At 39.1% G+C, this 14270-nt stretch carries 14 protein-coding genes; 3 read left to right on the forward strand and 11 right to left on the reverse strand.

All coding sequences use genetic code 11. The annotated features are described in order from the left end of the window. Window positions 1-92: 92 nt before the first annotated feature. The 6 genes from radA to ACVYAD_RS12195 form a co-directional block, all read right to left on the reverse strand. On the reverse strand, window positions 93-1469 hold the full coding sequence (gene radA / locus ACVYAD_RS12170) for a DNA repair protein RadA (protein ID WP_349660249.1): 1377 nt from the start codon (window positions 1467-1469) through the stop codon (window positions 93-95). Between the two features lie 405 nt (window positions 1470-1874). Next, on the reverse strand, window positions 1875-4319 hold the full coding sequence (locus tag ACVYAD_RS12175) for an ATP-dependent Clp protease ATP-binding subunit (RefSeq protein ID WP_349660248.1): 2445 nt from the start codon (window positions 4317-4319) through the stop codon (window positions 1875-1877). Next, window positions 4309-5418, reverse strand: a complete 1110-nt coding sequence (locus ACVYAD_RS12180) for a protein arginine kinase (protein WP_476426607.1) — start codon at window positions 5416-5418, stop codon at window positions 4309-4311. The genes ACVYAD_RS12175 and ACVYAD_RS12180 overlap by 11 nt, the downstream gene beginning before the upstream one ends. Then, entirely contained in the window at window positions 5415-5963 is a 549-nt protein-coding gene (locus ACVYAD_RS12185) for a UvrB/UvrC motif-containing protein (RefSeq protein ID WP_349660246.1), read from the reverse strand. Before ACVYAD_RS12185 ends, ACVYAD_RS12180 begins: the two co-directional genes overlap by 4 nt. A 14-nt stretch (window positions 5964-5977) precedes the next feature. Continuing rightward, window positions 5978-6448 (reverse strand): CtsR family transcriptional regulator, encoded by a 471-nt coding sequence (locus tag ACVYAD_RS12190; protein WP_476426608.1) that lies wholly within the window; start codon window positions 6446-6448, stop codon window positions 5978-5980. Window positions 6449-6651: 203 nt separating this feature from the next. Then, window positions 6652-6957, reverse strand: coding sequence for a DUF4870 domain-containing protein (locus ACVYAD_RS12195; RefSeq protein WP_197142567.1), 306 nt, complete (start codon window positions 6955-6957; stop codon window positions 6652-6654). Between the two features lie 122 nt (window positions 6958-7079). Here ACVYAD_RS12195 and ACVYAD_RS12200 point away from each other — a divergent pair, with 122 nt between their 5' ends. Together ACVYAD_RS12200 and corA are read left to right on the forward strand one after the other, a co-directional pair. Then, a complete protein-coding gene (locus tag ACVYAD_RS12200) occupies window positions 7080-7763 on the forward strand; it encodes a class I SAM-dependent methyltransferase (RefSeq protein ID WP_349660244.1) in 684 nt (227 codons plus the stop codon). Between the two features lie 64 nt (window positions 7764-7827). Continuing rightward, entirely contained in the window at window positions 7828-8787 is a 960-nt protein-coding gene (corA, locus tag ACVYAD_RS12205) for a magnesium/cobalt transporter CorA (protein ID WP_476426609.1), read from the forward strand. 70 nt (window positions 8788-8857) lie between these two features. Here the strand turns inward: corA and ACVYAD_RS12210 are convergent, their stop codons facing one another. Further along, on the reverse strand, window positions 8858-9067 hold the full coding sequence (locus ACVYAD_RS12210) for a hypothetical protein (protein ID WP_349660242.1): 210 nt from the start codon (window positions 9065-9067) through the stop codon (window positions 8858-8860). Between the two features lie 305 nt (window positions 9068-9372). Between ACVYAD_RS12210 and ACVYAD_RS12215 the strand changes: the two genes are divergently transcribed. Continuing rightward, window positions 9373-10683 carry a globin-coupled sensor protein gene (locus tag ACVYAD_RS12215; RefSeq protein WP_349660241.1) on the forward strand — a complete coding sequence of 437 codons (1311 nt, stop codon included), beginning with the start codon at window positions 9373-9375 and terminating at the stop codon, window positions 10681-10683. Window positions 10684-10730: 47 nt separating this feature from the next. Here the strand turns inward: ACVYAD_RS12215 and ACVYAD_RS12220 are convergent, their stop codons facing one another. From ACVYAD_RS12220 to ACVYAD_RS12235, 4 genes are all read right to left on the reverse strand, one after another. Continuing rightward, window positions 10731-11210, reverse strand: a complete 480-nt coding sequence (locus ACVYAD_RS12220; protein ID WP_079562402.1) for an acyl-CoA thioesterase — start codon at window positions 11208-11210, stop codon at window positions 10731-10733. Window positions 11211-11277: 67 nt separating this feature from the next. Beyond that, entirely contained in the window at window positions 11278-12705 is a 1428-nt protein-coding gene (locus tag ACVYAD_RS12225) for an aldehyde dehydrogenase family protein (RefSeq protein ID WP_349660240.1), read from the reverse strand. Window positions 12706-12746: 41 nt separating this feature from the next. Beyond that, complete coding sequence (locus ACVYAD_RS12230; RefSeq protein ID WP_476426610.1) at window positions 12747-13709, reverse strand: DUF4003 family protein; 963 nt, start codon at window positions 13707-13709, stop codon at window positions 12747-12749. Between the two features lie 186 nt (window positions 13710-13895). Beyond that, the gene (locus tag ACVYAD_RS12235) at window positions 13896-14255 is read right to left on the reverse strand and encodes a DUF779 domain-containing protein (protein WP_349660238.1); all 360 of its coding nucleotides are present in this window, start codon (window positions 14253-14255) and stop codon (window positions 13896-13898) included. Window positions 14256-14270: the final 15 nt, after the last annotated feature.

The raw sequence follows: 14270 nt of genomic DNA on the forward strand, positions 1-14270 counted from the left end.
TATGAATTAAAAAATCCAACACCCTGGTGTTCAATTGCGAAAAAGAAGTTAAAAGTGCATGTCAGAACATTGTCCAACATGCACAAACTATTTTATAGCTCTCTAAAGCAAGCATTCAATGCATCTTTTATCGTTTCTACACCAACTATCTCAATACCTTGAGGAAAATCCCAACCACCGATATTTGAAGCTGGTATGAAGGCGCGTTTAAACCCGAGCTTTGCTGCCTCAATCACACGTTGTTCAATACGAGATACACGACGCACCTCACCAGTCAAACCTACTTCTCCAATAAAGCAATCCGTTGCCCTAACAGCTTGATCCTTAAAACTCGAAACAATACTTGTCAATACAGCTAAATCAATGGCAGGCTCATCAAGCTTCACGCCGCCAGCAACTTTAATATATGCATCCTGCGCCTGCAGCATGAGGCCCATTCTCTTTTCAAGGACGGCCATAAGTAATTGCACACGATTTTGATCGACACCTGTTGCCATTCGTTTCGGATAATTAAAGCTTGTTGGTGTTACAAGCGACTGAATTTCAACTAAAATTGGCCGTGTACCTTCCATTGAGGCTACGATTGTTGACCCTGCCGCCCCCTGCGAACGCTCCTGTAAGAACAACTCAGACGGGTTTAACACTTCCTTTAAGCCCCCCTGAAGCATTTCAAAGATAGCAATTTCATTCGTAGAACCAAAGCGGTTTTTTTGGCTGCGTAAAATACGGTGATTATGATGTCGTTCTCCTTCAAAATACAATACCGTATCAACCATATGCTCCAAAATACGTGGTCCTGCAATTTGCCCCTCTTTTGTTACATGTCCGACTAAAAATATGGCAATTCCTTTTGTTTTTGCTATTCGCATAAGTTCTGCAGTACATTCACGTACTTGTGATACACTACCAGGCGCACTCGTTACCTCTGGATGAAAAACAGTTTGAATAGAATCGACAATAACAAACTTTGGCTTCACATCATCAATCGTCTGATTTAATAGCTCCAAATTTGTTTCAGAATATATATAAAGCTCCTGTGAGATTACCCCTAAACGTTCTGCACGCAGCTTTGTTTGACGGATGGATTCCTCACCAGAAATATAGAGCACACGATGCCCCTTATTTGAAAGCAACGCAGATACTTGTAATAATAATGTCGACTTCCCAATCCCAGGATCTCCCCCAATCAACACAAGAGAACCTGGTACGATGCCTCCCCCTAATACTCGGTTAAGCTCACCCATTTCTGTTGCAACGCGTGATTCCTCAGCAGCTTCAATTTGCATAATAGGAAGTGCCTTTTGGGTAACCGTAGCAGAGTGTTGGAATGCACCGCGTGGCCCTTTTGCAACGACTTCCACCTCTTCAACCATCTTATTCCATTCCCCACATCCTGGACATCTTCCCATCCATTTTGCAGATTCATAACCACAGCCTGAGCATACAAATTTTGTTTTTTTCTTTGCCAAATTGCATCCACCTCGAATATTTGTTCTTATGTTTATTGTACATCAATTTCGCCTTGGCGTAATTGCATCCGGATTTTTAATTGTGCTCAGTCCTGCACGAGGGCCGACACGATGTCGGTCATTTCAGTAGTGCCACAGGACGTGGCGTGTATACCGATGCAGGTCAGTTAGCCGTTTTCGCACAGACAAAATTGCCACAGGACGCGGCGTCCTTAGACTGAGTTACTCTATTTCAGTAGATTTTGGATACCCTCTAAAAAGGAATCGCATCCATATTCATCTCACACCTTCCGAGGTGGGAGATGAATGTGAATGAAGATAAAAAAGGACAGCTTGGCACTATAGCCTCGCTGTCCTTGTTTACCCTGCATGAGTGTGCAGTAATATCCGTTCGTATGATATGAATTATTTAGAAGTAGAAACTTCCTCTTTTTTCTTCACAACAAACTCATCATTCACATAATCAATGATCACTTGGTCACCCTTCTCTACATTACCTTTCAGCAGTTCTTCCGATAAACGGTCTTCTACTTGTTTTTGTAATGAACGACGTAGTGGGCGAGCACCATATTGAGGATCGTAGCCTTCCTCTGCAATTTTTTCAAGAGCCGAATCCGTTAACTCTAACGAAATGTCTTGCTCTTTTAGACGTTTTGTTAAAGAATTCGCCATCATCGCTACGATTTCTTTTAAATGTTCTTTTTCTAGTGAGTGGAAGACGATCATTTCGTCGATACGGTTTAAGAATTCTGGGCGGAATGCTTTTTTCAGTTCCTCCAGCATCGTACCCTTCATATCTTTATACTTCGTATCCGTACCACCGACATTGAAGCCAAGGTTTTTCTGATATTTTAAAGCATCCGCACCAACGTTTGATGTCATAATAACAACTGTGTTGCGGAAATCCACCACTCGACCTTTAGAGTCTGTTAAACGGCCATCTTCTAGTACTTGAAGTAAAATATTGAAAACATCTGGATGAGCCTTCTCAATTTCATCTAGTAATACTACAGAATATGGTTTACGACGAACCTTTTCAGTTAGTTGACCGCCATCATCAAAGCCTACATAGCCTGGAGGTGAACCAACTAAACGTGAAGTCGAATGTTTTTCCATGTACTCAGACATATCAACGCGAATCATTGCGTCCTCATCACCAAACATAACTTCAGCTAATGCCCTAGCCAGCTCTGTTTTACCAACCCCTGTAGGGCCTAAGAAAATAAATGAACCAATTGGTCGTTTCGGATCTTTCAAGCCAGCTCTTGCACGACGAATCGCCCGAGAAATTGCCTCTACCGCTTCTCCTTGACCTACAACACGTTTGTGTAACTCTTCTTCAAGTTGTAATAACTTAGAAGATTCCTCGGAAGCAATTTTAGATACTGGAATTCCAGTCCACATAGATACTACCGCCGCTACATCATCCACTGTAACTTTTGATTCGGCTTTACCTTGCTCTTCCTTCCAATTTTTTCTCGTAGTTTCAATTTCATCTTTTAGCTTTTGCTCTGTATCTCTTAATGATGCTGCCTTTTCAAACTCTTGGCCTGAGACAGCTGCATTCTTTTCAGAGCGTACATTTTCCAGCTTATCTTCAAGCGCTTTTAAGTTTGGTGGCACCGCGAATGAACGTAAGCGTACTTTAGAGCCTGCTTCATCAATCAAATCAATCGCCTTATCTGGTAAGAAACGATCCGAAATATATCGGTCACTCATTTTTGCTGCCGCTTCAATAGCTTCATCTGTGATTTTCACACGGTGATGTGCTTCATAACGATCACGTAAGCCTTGAATAATTTGAATCGCCTCTTCTACAGTTGGCTCATCAACTTGAATTGGTTGGAAACGGCGCTCTAATGCCGCATCTTTCTCAATATATTTGCGATACTCATCTAGTGTTGTTGCACCAATACATTGAAGCTCACCACGTGCTAAAGATGGTTTTAAAATATTTGATGCATCGATGGCACCTTCTGCACCACCAGCCCCGATTAATGTGTGCAATTCATCGATAAATAAAATGACATTACCAGCTTGGCGAATTTCATCCATCACTTTTTTCAAGCGATCTTCAAATTCACCGCGATATTTTGTTCCAGCAACAACCGTCCCCATATCAAGTGTCATGACACGTTTATCACGAAGAATTTCTGGCACTTCATTATTAATAATTTGCTGTGCTAAGCCTTCAGCGATAGCTGTTTTACCGACACCTGGCTCACCAATCAATACAGGGTTATTTTTTGTACGGCGAGAGAGTACCTCGATAACACGTGTAATCTCCTTGCTTCGACCAATAACCGGATCTAGAGTACCTTCACGAGCAATTTGTGTTAAATCACGCGCAAGGCTATCTAATGTAGGTGTATTGGCAGCCTGTGCAGCTTGTTGACCAGATTGAGCATTGTCATTATTGCCTAATAACAATAGTACTTGCTGACGAGCCTTATTCAATCCGACACCAGCGTTATTTAATACACGAGCCGCTATCCCTTCACCTTCACGAATAAGCGCCAATAGTAAATGCTCTGTTCCAATATAGGAATGGCCTAATTTACGTGATTCATCGACTGATAGCTCTATTACTTTTTTAGCTCGAGGTGTGTAGTGGACAATTGGGCCAACATCCTCTTTCCCCTTCCCTACAAGCTCTTCAATACCCGCTTCAATCATTTGAGGGCTAATATCAATGGCTTCTAATGCTTTTGCAGCAATACCGCCACCTTCGCGGATAAGCCCTAATAGAATATGCTCTGTTCCAATTGATTCGTGCTTCCAACGAATCGCCTCTTCTTGTGCAAGCTGTAATACTTTTTGCGCGCGTTGTGTAAAACGATTAAACATCAAATGAATCCTCTCCTTTTCCCCGAATAATAGGCTTACTCATACTTTCTTGAGATAGTGCCTCACGAAGCATTTCAGCTCGTACGCGATCTCGCTCAGCAGGCGGCAAAACGTCGCCTGCATAATTCTGTAAAAAACCAGGTTGCATACTGACTACACATTCGTTTAATTTGGTCGCTTTAATACCTTCAATTAACTGTAAATCTACTCCTAAACGAACATTGGATAGACAGGTAGCAGCTTCCTCACTCGTTAAAACCCGAGCATATGTTAACGTACCTAAAGCACGGTACACACGATCTTCTAGGGCAAGCTCTGCTTTTTCCATTAACTTGCCTCTTGCATGTCGTTCTTTTTGAATTATTTTTTCAGCAACACTTTGGATGTCCGCTAAAATGTCATCCTCTGTTTTTCCTAGTGTAATCTGATTTGACACTTGGTAAACATTACCTATATTTTCGCTACCTTCCCCATATATTCCTCTTACCGTCATTCCTAATCGTGTCATTGCATTAATGATTTGATTCATCTGACCCGTAAGTGTAAGGGCTGGCAGGTGCATCATAACAGATGCTCGTAAACCAGTACCAATATTTGTTGGGCAACTTGTTAAATAACCAAATGTATCTCGGAATGCATAAGGCAGAGCTTTCTCTAAGGTACGATCAATTTTATTGGCCTGCTCGTATGCCTTTTGAAGTTGAAAACTCGCTGTCATACATTGAATGCGTAAATGGTCTTCTTCGTTCACCATAATGCTAATTGATTCGTCATCCGATAAGAGCATGGAACCAACTTGCTCTTTTTTTGCAAGCTGAGGACTAATTAAATGTTTTTCTACAAGTATTTGACGTTGTAAAAGTGTTAAATCCTTAATAGCAAAATATGAAAAATTTTCTTGAAGTTCTGTACTGTCCTTTATTGCATGTGTAACTGCCCGTTCTACATGTAATGCTTCATCCTCTGTAAAGGATAACGGAAAACGATATCCATCTAAATTTCGAGCAAGGCGGATGCGTGTACTAATGACAATATCTGAATAATCGTCCTCCACACTCATCCATGTTGGTGTAGCACGCTCTAAAAACGATTCAATCATCACGACACATCACCACCTTCAAATTGTACCTGTTTCTCAAGTTCCTTCACTTCATCACGAAGCTTTGCTGCCTCTTCAAAATGTTCTTTATCTACAGCCATCTTCATACGTTTACGAATATCCTCAATTTGCTTTTTGATGACATAAACATTGCTTCGAGCGCCGGGCATTTTCCCTATATGTTGAGGTCCAGCCTGTATACGATTAAAGAGCTTCGGTAAGTGCTCACTAAAGGTATCATAGCAGCTAGGGCATCCAAATTTACCTTCTTTTAAAAACCGTTTATACGTAAATCCACATTGTGGACATGTTTGCGGTTGCGGTGGTGCTTGCTGCTTTTCACCCACTTTTTGTTGCTGCCATGTAGGTGAGCCAAACCAATTGGATAATAGCTGTTGAATAGATACTGGCTCTTGCTTAAATTCAGCATGAAATGGATGGAACTGCGAGGCGCAGACGTCACAATAATGGTGCTCCACCTTTTGACCACTTTGAACTTGTGTTACAGTAACCGTCGCATTACGCTGCTTACAATGTTCGCAAATCATTTCCATCACCTCTTTTATTTTTGCTGTTCATATTTAATCGTTGTTAGCATCGCTCGTAAAATTTTTGCTCGAATATGATCCCGTAACGGGAGTTGCAAATCAATAGTTGAGCGATCAACTGCTGCTAATATTATGTTCGCTTCTCGCCTTGAAATTACCTGCTCATCAATTAGTCGATAAACTAAATCTTCTGCCATTATTTGCGATGCCCCACCTTCAATTTGCCTGAGGACATCCTCGATTAGATCAATTTGTGAATTCGCGCGGACACGTAAAATTCGAATGTATCCACCACCACCACGTTTGCTTTCAACAAGGTAACCTCGTTCGGCGGTAAATCTTGTATTAATTACATAATTTATTTGTGAGGGCACGCACTGAAATTTATCTGCAATTTCACTACGTTTTATTTCAATATGCCCTTCTCCACCTAATTCAAGTACTTGCTTTAAGTAGCCTTCTATGATGTCTGATATATTACGCATTTTAGGAATACACCTCGCTTACTACACTGACTTTGACTATCTTTGACTTTCTTTGAGTATATTATACAAAACGCTTGAAAATAATTGCAATTATTTCGCACACAGAAAAAAAATCCGCCGAGTGCTTTAGCTATAAGATACCCTTATTGGCAAAAGAAAAAACGCAAGCATATGCAACTAGCATATACTTGCGTCTATAAAAATTATACCCAGCGACCAACAATTGGATAGCGCCAAGACTCATCAGATAGAGCCTTCACAATACCGATAATTGGCGCGATAAAATACATAATCCCAAAAACAATTAAGAACGGTATACCAATGAGTAGGAAGCTAAAAATACCAGAAATTGTAAGTAAAACTATCATCACTACTTGGAACAGCAAGGCTTGCACAGAAATGCTCTTTACCTCTTCCTCCGAACTAATTAAGAAAAATATAATAGGTACTAACCATGGCGCAAAAAATGCACTTGCGTGTATGATTACCTTAGACCATTTAGTTTCCATTTATATCAACCCTTCCATATAATTTTTTTATTTTATGTACTATTTTTTACGGAAATACACCTTAAATAGTTTCAATTTTAAATTGGATTTATAAAATTTTTTTGAAAGGCATGTGATACTCGATGGAATTTAATAACACACTTGCAAATGAATATGAAAAAGGTATTCGTCGCACGCTACCTAGCTACGATGCAATGCTACGTTTAACACAAACCTTTTATCAATTTGCATTACCTGAAAACGCTGAATTTTTAGTAGTTGGCTCCGGAAGCGGTAATGAAATTTTACAGCTCGCCGAGAAAAGACCCCATTGGTCATTTGTTGGCATCGATCCATCAGAAGCGATGCTACAAATTGCTGGCGAACGTTTAAAGTCTCTACCTAATAATATTTCTTTATATCAAGGAACTATACTGGATACTAAGCTACCTTCAGTAAAATTTGATGCGGCAAGCTGTGTACTAGTGCTTCACTTTATACAAGATGATCAAGAGAAGCTTGCAACATTAAAAAAAATAGCCAATAATTTAAAGCCTGGTGCTCCATTTGTGCTCGTCTCAAAATACGGGCAGCCGGGTACTTTAGAAACCGAGCTACAATTTGATTTATGGCGCGCTTATTGGCTACAGCATACAAAGCTATCACCATCAGACGTAGCGGAAATGGAGAAATCCATCCGTTCTCTTTCATTTATGTGTGAAGAGGACATATTAGCACTATTACAGCAGGCAGGCTTTACAAAACCATCTAGATTCTTTGCCACTACTTTATTTGGTGGTTGGATATGTTATAAAGAAAGCGTCTAAAATTATTCCTTGTGAAGATCAATACACCTGTTAGGATAGAATTAAAAGAATTGAGGTGAATGCTGTGATACGCACTATTGGAATTACAAAAGATCAAAAACTTATAAAGGACTTTCCGCTTGAAGATATACACAAAAACGAATTTGAATGGTACTGGGTCGATTTTAATTGTCCGACCGATGAGGAAGAACTATTGTTAGATTCGTTTTTCCATTTCCATCCACTCGCTATAGAAGATTGTTTAATGCGTTTACAGCGGCCAAAGCTCGATTTTTATGATGATTTCCATTTCTTTGTTATTCAAAGGATGAACGAAGAATTAACAGCTGAGGAAGTAAATATTTTTGTTTCTAATAAATTTATTGTTACGTTCCACAAAAATGTAGCACCGGAAATAGATCGAGTACAAATGATGTTAGAAAAACAGCCAAAGAATTGGGAACGTGGCACAGTATATTTAACGTACCAGGTAATCGATAAAATTGTTGATAACTATTTCCCACTTGTCTATAAAATTGAGGATCATTTAAATACACTTGAAGATGAGCTTACCTATCAAAGTAACCCTAATGCCATGAAAATTGTATTTGAATTCCGTAGTGATTTGCTCGATTTAAGACGCACCATTTTACCAATGCGTGATTTATTATATCGCATCCTTAACTCATACCGATTTTCACTTAATAAATCAGAACGAGCTTATTTCGGAGATATTTACGACCATCTGCTAAAACTCACCGAAATGATCGAATCTAACCGCGAGCTCACTGCTGATATGCGTGATAGTTATATGGCGATGAGCTCTACTCACATGAATGGCATTATGATGACCTTAACAATTGTTTCAACTATCTTTATTCCCCTAACATTTATTGCAGGTGTTTATGGAATGAATTTTGACCATATGCCCGAGCTACATGGGAAGTATAGCTACTTTATCGTACTTGGAATTATGATTTTTATCGCATTATTCATGCTGGCAATCTTTAAACTTAAAGGCTGGTTCAATTTATTTAAAACATAAAAGTATGCCATTTATTCATTTATCGACAAGCTAAAGGCACCTTAGATTTTTTCTAAGGTGCCTTTCACTGTTAGTAAGGACCGCGATCATCAACTTTATCTTCACCTTGCTGTGGAAATAAAAAGTATGCGAGTACACCAGATACTAATGTTGCACAGATAGTAATTAATAGTTGATCTAATTCTGGTACCTCAGCATAGTAGTTTCTTAACATGTAAACCGACCCAATTGCTACTATTACCATAACCGGAATGACAAATTTGAAACGTTTCTTCTCCATATAATACCTCCTCAACACTATCGTTACGTTCAAGCTAAACAGTTCGTATTTTACAGGTTTCCTATTTCAAATTCAATTTACCTATTACCTTTTTAGTAGTCGATTTCATGACTTTTAATCGACAATCATCTGTAACTAATAAAAAAATATAGAAATAAACTAAAATTTCAACCAAATATAGCACAAAAAATAGTAGAATATATTAAATACTATATATTCAGCAAATTAACAACCCAAGTAATTTAATAGGTATTTAGTTTACTATTCTATGCATACTACGGACCTAAGGAATGGAGCAAACAACGATGAGTTGGTTTACAAAAAAGAACGATTCTAGCTACTCAATTACACTAGCGCCTGAAAATTATAAGAGCGATGTACAATTGGATGTATCAAACCATCCAAATCTTCAAAAACAGTTACAACTTTTAGATTTAACTATTGAGGATTTAGCCATCATAAAACAACTACAGCCTTTAGCTAAGGATTTAGTTCCTGAAATGGTGGATCAATTTTATGCAGCCATTAGTTTGAGCCAAGATTTGTTAAATATTATAAACAGAACATCACAAATCGAGCGTTTAAAAGTTACTTTACATAAACATTTGAGTGATATTTTTGAAAGTCGTATTAATGACTCTTACATTAATGAACGAAAGGCAATTGCCGAAACTCACGTTCGAATTGGTCTACAATCGAAGTGGTATATCGCCTCATTCCAATCATTAACAACGACCTTTACACGCTTTACAAATGAGTTAGATGTATCAAAACATGATGCAATTCGTGCTATCAATGCCTTCTGCAAAATCATTAACTTCGAGCAGCAGCTTGTAATCGAAGCCTATGAAAAAGAAGAGGAACGCATTCGTACAGTAGAAGGTGAAACAAAGCATGCACTTGTTACTACCATTCAAAAAACGGCAGAGGAACTCAATGAGATTAGTGAAGAAACGGCAGCTTCTTTATTAGTCATTTCCTCTCAAACAGATGATATCGCAGTAGCTACGAAGCAAGGTTTAACCTTCGTTGCTGATACACAGGAAAAATCCAGACGTGGACAGCAGCAACTGCAAGATCAAAATGATTTAATACAAGTAATTTTACAAAGTGTAAACAGTCTCGAAGTTACGATGAACCAGCTACGCACATCTTCTCAAAAAATATCGGAAATTGTAGGACTGGTCACAGGAATTGCCGATCAAACGAACTTATTAGCACTGAATGCTTCTATCGAGGCAGCCCGTGCAGGTGAGCATGGTAAAGGCTTCGCTGTTGTTGCAGAGGAAGTTCGTAAACTTGCTGAAGAAACAAAAAATGCGGTACAAAATGTTTCTCATCTCATTAAAGAAACTGAAAGTAATATTACAACAATGTCGACTTCGGTTACTAACGTTGATCAAAAGATTCAACATAGTGTAGATACGCAAAACAGTTTGTCTAAATCATTTAATGATATCGCCGATGCAGTTTCTGGCATTCAGCAGCAGTATGTAAATACATCCAGAGATATTTCAGCCATCTCTAATTTGATTACTGAATTGTCACAAGGCGCTACACTTGTTTCTTCTTCTTCCGATTCACTTATTAACGTAGTAAATGAATTACAAATGTAAGCACGAAAAAGGGAAACTGACAGCATACGTCAATTTCCCTTTTATTTTTAATGCGGTAACTCGCGTTTTTGTTTACGATGTTCGCGTCTTGCTGGTCCCGTTTCAAACAGACGTTTTTCCGCATCTGTTTCAGGATAAATTGCCGGAACTGGCTTAGGTTTACCTTCATCATCAACTGCAACCATCGTTACAAAGGATTCCGTCGTTAATTTCTCCTCACCAGTTTCAATGTTTCGTGAAATAACTCGAACATAAACTTCCATTGAAGACCGTCCAGTTGACGAAACAATGCTTTCAATTTCTAAAATAGCCCCTACATGTGCTGGCGATAAAAAGTCAACCGAATCGATAGAAGCTGTGACTACATGACCTTTTGCATGCTTCATGGCTGTAATAGCAGCAATTTCATCAATATACGCTAACACTCTTCCACCAAAAATGGAGTTGTGATTATTTGTATCTGGCGGTAATACGAGACGAGTCTGAACAGTACGTGACTGGCTCATCGGTATTGCGTTGTTTGACATAATTCTTGCGACTTCCCTTCATGAATGTTCTTTCGTCATCGTATCGCAGAACAAGAGTCGATGCAAACTAGAACGATTTTTTCATCGTAATTAATTTCATATCTGTCATTTCTTCGATTGCCCACTTAATGCCTTCACGACCGTAACCACTCATTTTTACGCCACCATATGGCATATTATCAACCCTGAAAGTCGGAATATCATTAATCATAACAGCACCTGCCTGTAATTCATCCGCTGCATATAATGCATCTTGTAAAACATTCGTATAAATTCCAGCATTTAAGCCAAGGTCCGACTCATTCACTAGTCGAATAGCGTCGTCTAATGTTTCATATGAAACAATTGAGACGATTGGCGCGAATGTTTCCTGGCAAACAATTTTCATATTTGCCGTCACATTCGTCATAACAGTAGGCGTTAAAGTACGTTCCGTAAATTTTCCTCCTGTAGCAACTACCGCCCCTTGTGACTTTGCTTCCTCAATCCATTGACGAATACGCTCAACTTCTTTTGGGTTAATCATTGCACTAACATCAGTATTTGTATCTAGTGGGTCACCTACCACTAATTTCTCTGTCTCAGCAACAAACGCCTTTGTAAATTCATCCATAATAGATGTGTGTACATAAATACGTTGTAAAGAGATACAAACTTGTCCAGCAAAATTAAAGGCACCACCGACACAACGCGAAATAATTTTATCAATTGGTGTCGACGGCTCGACAATTACTGCCGCATTGGAACCAAGTTCTAAAGTAACTTTTCGCAAACCTACTTTTGCTTTAATGCCCATTCCAACCTTACCGCTTCCCGTGAATGTCACCTTTTTCACAAGCGGGTGAGTCACAAGTGTATCACTTAGCTCCCCACCGCTACCTGTAATAATTTGAAGCGCACCATTAGGTAGACCAGCTTGTTGGAAAATTTCCGCCATTATGATAGAACTTAATGGCGTTTGCGTCGCTGGCTTTAATACAACCGTATTTCCAACCGCAAAGGCAGGACCTAATTTATGTGCCACTAAATTAAAGGGAAAATTAAAAGGTGTAATGGCTGAAATTACACCTAGAGGCTCTCGCTTTGTCCAGCCAATACGATCTCCTGCCCCAGGTGCAGCATCCATTGGTACCGTTTCACCCTTTGCTTGCTTAGCTCCCTCTGCAGCAAATTGGTATGTTGCTATTGTACGTTCTATTTCAGTTAAACCTGCTGATATTGGTTTACCTGCCTCTAAAGCTAAAATTTCAGCTAATTCCTCTTTACGCTGGCGCATTATGTCGACCACTTTATACAATATTTCGGCACGTTCGTAGGCTGTTGTCTTTTTAAACGTTTGGAATGCCTCCTGAGCACCTTCGATTGCTCGTTCAACGTCAGAAATTGACGCCTTAGCTACCTTTGCGATAATCTCACCACTATAAGGTGATTTCAGTTCATATGTTTCCTTTGTGCTTTGCCACTCGCCATTCATCCAAAGTTTTGTTTCCTTCATCCTTCAAATGCACCTCCAAAATCAAATTCTTCTTTATTTTATCACGAAGAACTTGTTGCTACGGCTGCTGCACTTACTGCTGCGAACATCGCTGCCTGCTGTGCTTGAATTAGCAATTCAATGGATGACATGATTGACATTGATAAGGATTGTTGTACATTCGCCATATCATAAATAGCAATTTGTGTGGCCATAAATAACACAAATTCACGATGCCATTTTAAAAATTTCATACCCTTTAACTCATGATATAAATCAACAATCTGTTGAAGCTGTGCTTGATTCACTTCAAGGATTGCTAAAAAGCCCAGTAATGGATAATGCATCGCCTTGACCTTTACATCTTGATTTTTTAGTGTGTCACGGGTCGTAACAACATTAGGCACTAACTTATTTTCATATTGAGGTGATAAGAAAGTCAGTACTTGTGATAGCCATTGAAGCTCATTACCTGCATTAAAATTATACGTACGTAATTCTTTATAATAACGATTCATTGTTTCTGCACGTAGCTCAACATCATCAGATTGGCTACTTAACAATACTGCATAGGGAATATCATCGTACGACGTTAAAAATCGGTGATGCTTGCGGATTGCATCAAATAATGCGCGTGCTACCTGTGCATGTGCGCGTTTCTCACTTTCCTCTTCCGTTAAAAACTGTGCACCTATAAAACTAAAATTCCCGCTTCTGAATTTTACCTCTTTCATTATGCTAACGTTCGTCAGTAAATTTTTCACCGCCAGTTCTGTATCCTCTTGATCCATCAAATTTGCAGCAATACTATAACCTACCGTCGTTCTTAACGGAGATGACCATGACGTTTGCTTTTTCATTTCTTGTAATACTTTTTTATATTTAATGGAATCAAAGGGTTTTCCAGATGCCACATATTTGCTAGCGATTGCCAACACAATTTTACGATCAACCGTCCGACCGACAGCCTTTGAGACATCCTCCAGCGTACTTGTAAACTGATTTTCTATCATAACAAAGTCCATGTTTAACACGCTCCTTTTTCCATACTTACGTAATATATTATCGAAAAGATTCAGCTGATTTTTAAAATCAGCACATACTTAAAACCTTCCATACGCTTTTTCCAGAAGAATGAACATAAAAAAAAGCGGCAATATTCTTGCCGCTGTCCTTAAAAGTAAATTTGCTTAATTGCTTGTTCGGTGCACTTAAATTAATCCTAATTCTTTTAATTCCTCTGCGGAAAAGGCTCTTGACCTTGTTAAAAACCTCTTACCTTCAACACCTTCCAGTGAAAACATACCACCTCTACCGTCGACAACGTCCAAGATTATTTGTGTATGCTTCCAATAATCATATTGATTTTTATGCATGTAGAAGGAAGCACCACCAATCTCTCCAAGACAAACATCCTGGTCACCTAATAGTAAGTCTCCTTCTGGATAACACATTGGCGAGGAGCCATCACAGCATCCACCTGATTGATGAAACATAATGGGCCCATGCTTTTCTTTCAATAATTCGATTAGTGCTAGCGCTTCTTCAGTTGCTAAAACACGCATGACCACGCTCATGCACCTCCC

The organism is Lysinibacillus sp. G1-3, assembly GCF_056322905.1.

Excerpts from the sequence above, each read along its gene's own strand:
- ACVYAD_RS12200 (WP_349660244.1), top strand. The coding sequence starts at position 7,080 with ATGGAATTTAATAACACACTTGCAAATGAATATGAAAAAGGTATTCGT.
- ACVYAD_RS12215 (WP_349660241.1), top strand. The coding sequence starts at position 9,373 with ATGAGTTGGTTTACAAAAAAGAACGATTCTAGCTACTCAATTACACTA.
- ACVYAD_RS12225 (WP_349660240.1), bottom strand. The coding sequence starts at position 12,705 with ATGAAGGAAACAAAACTTTGGATGAATGGCGAGTGGCAAAGCACAAAG.
- ACVYAD_RS12220 (WP_079562402.1), bottom strand. The coding sequence starts at position 11,210 with ATGTCAAACAACGCAATACCGATGAGCCAGTCACGTACTGTTCAGACT.
- ACVYAD_RS12210 (WP_349660242.1), bottom strand. The coding sequence starts at position 9,067 with ATGGAGAAGAAACGTTTCAAATTTGTCATTCCGGTTATGGTAATAGTA.
- ACVYAD_RS12190 (WP_476426608.1), bottom strand. The coding sequence starts at position 6,448 with ATGCGTAATATATCAGACATCATAGAAGGCTACTTAAAGCAAGTACTT.
- ACVYAD_RS12185 (WP_349660246.1), bottom strand. The coding sequence starts at position 5,963 with ATGATTTGCGAACATTGTAAGCAGCGTAATGCGACGGTTACTGTAACA.
- ACVYAD_RS12230 (WP_476426610.1), bottom strand. The coding sequence starts at position 13,709 with ATGGACTTTGTTATGATAGAAAATCAGTTTACAAGTACGCTGGAGGAT.
- ACVYAD_RS12195 (WP_197142567.1), bottom strand. The coding sequence starts at position 6,957 with ATGGAAACTAAATGGTCTAAGGTAATCATACACGCAAGTGCATTTTTT.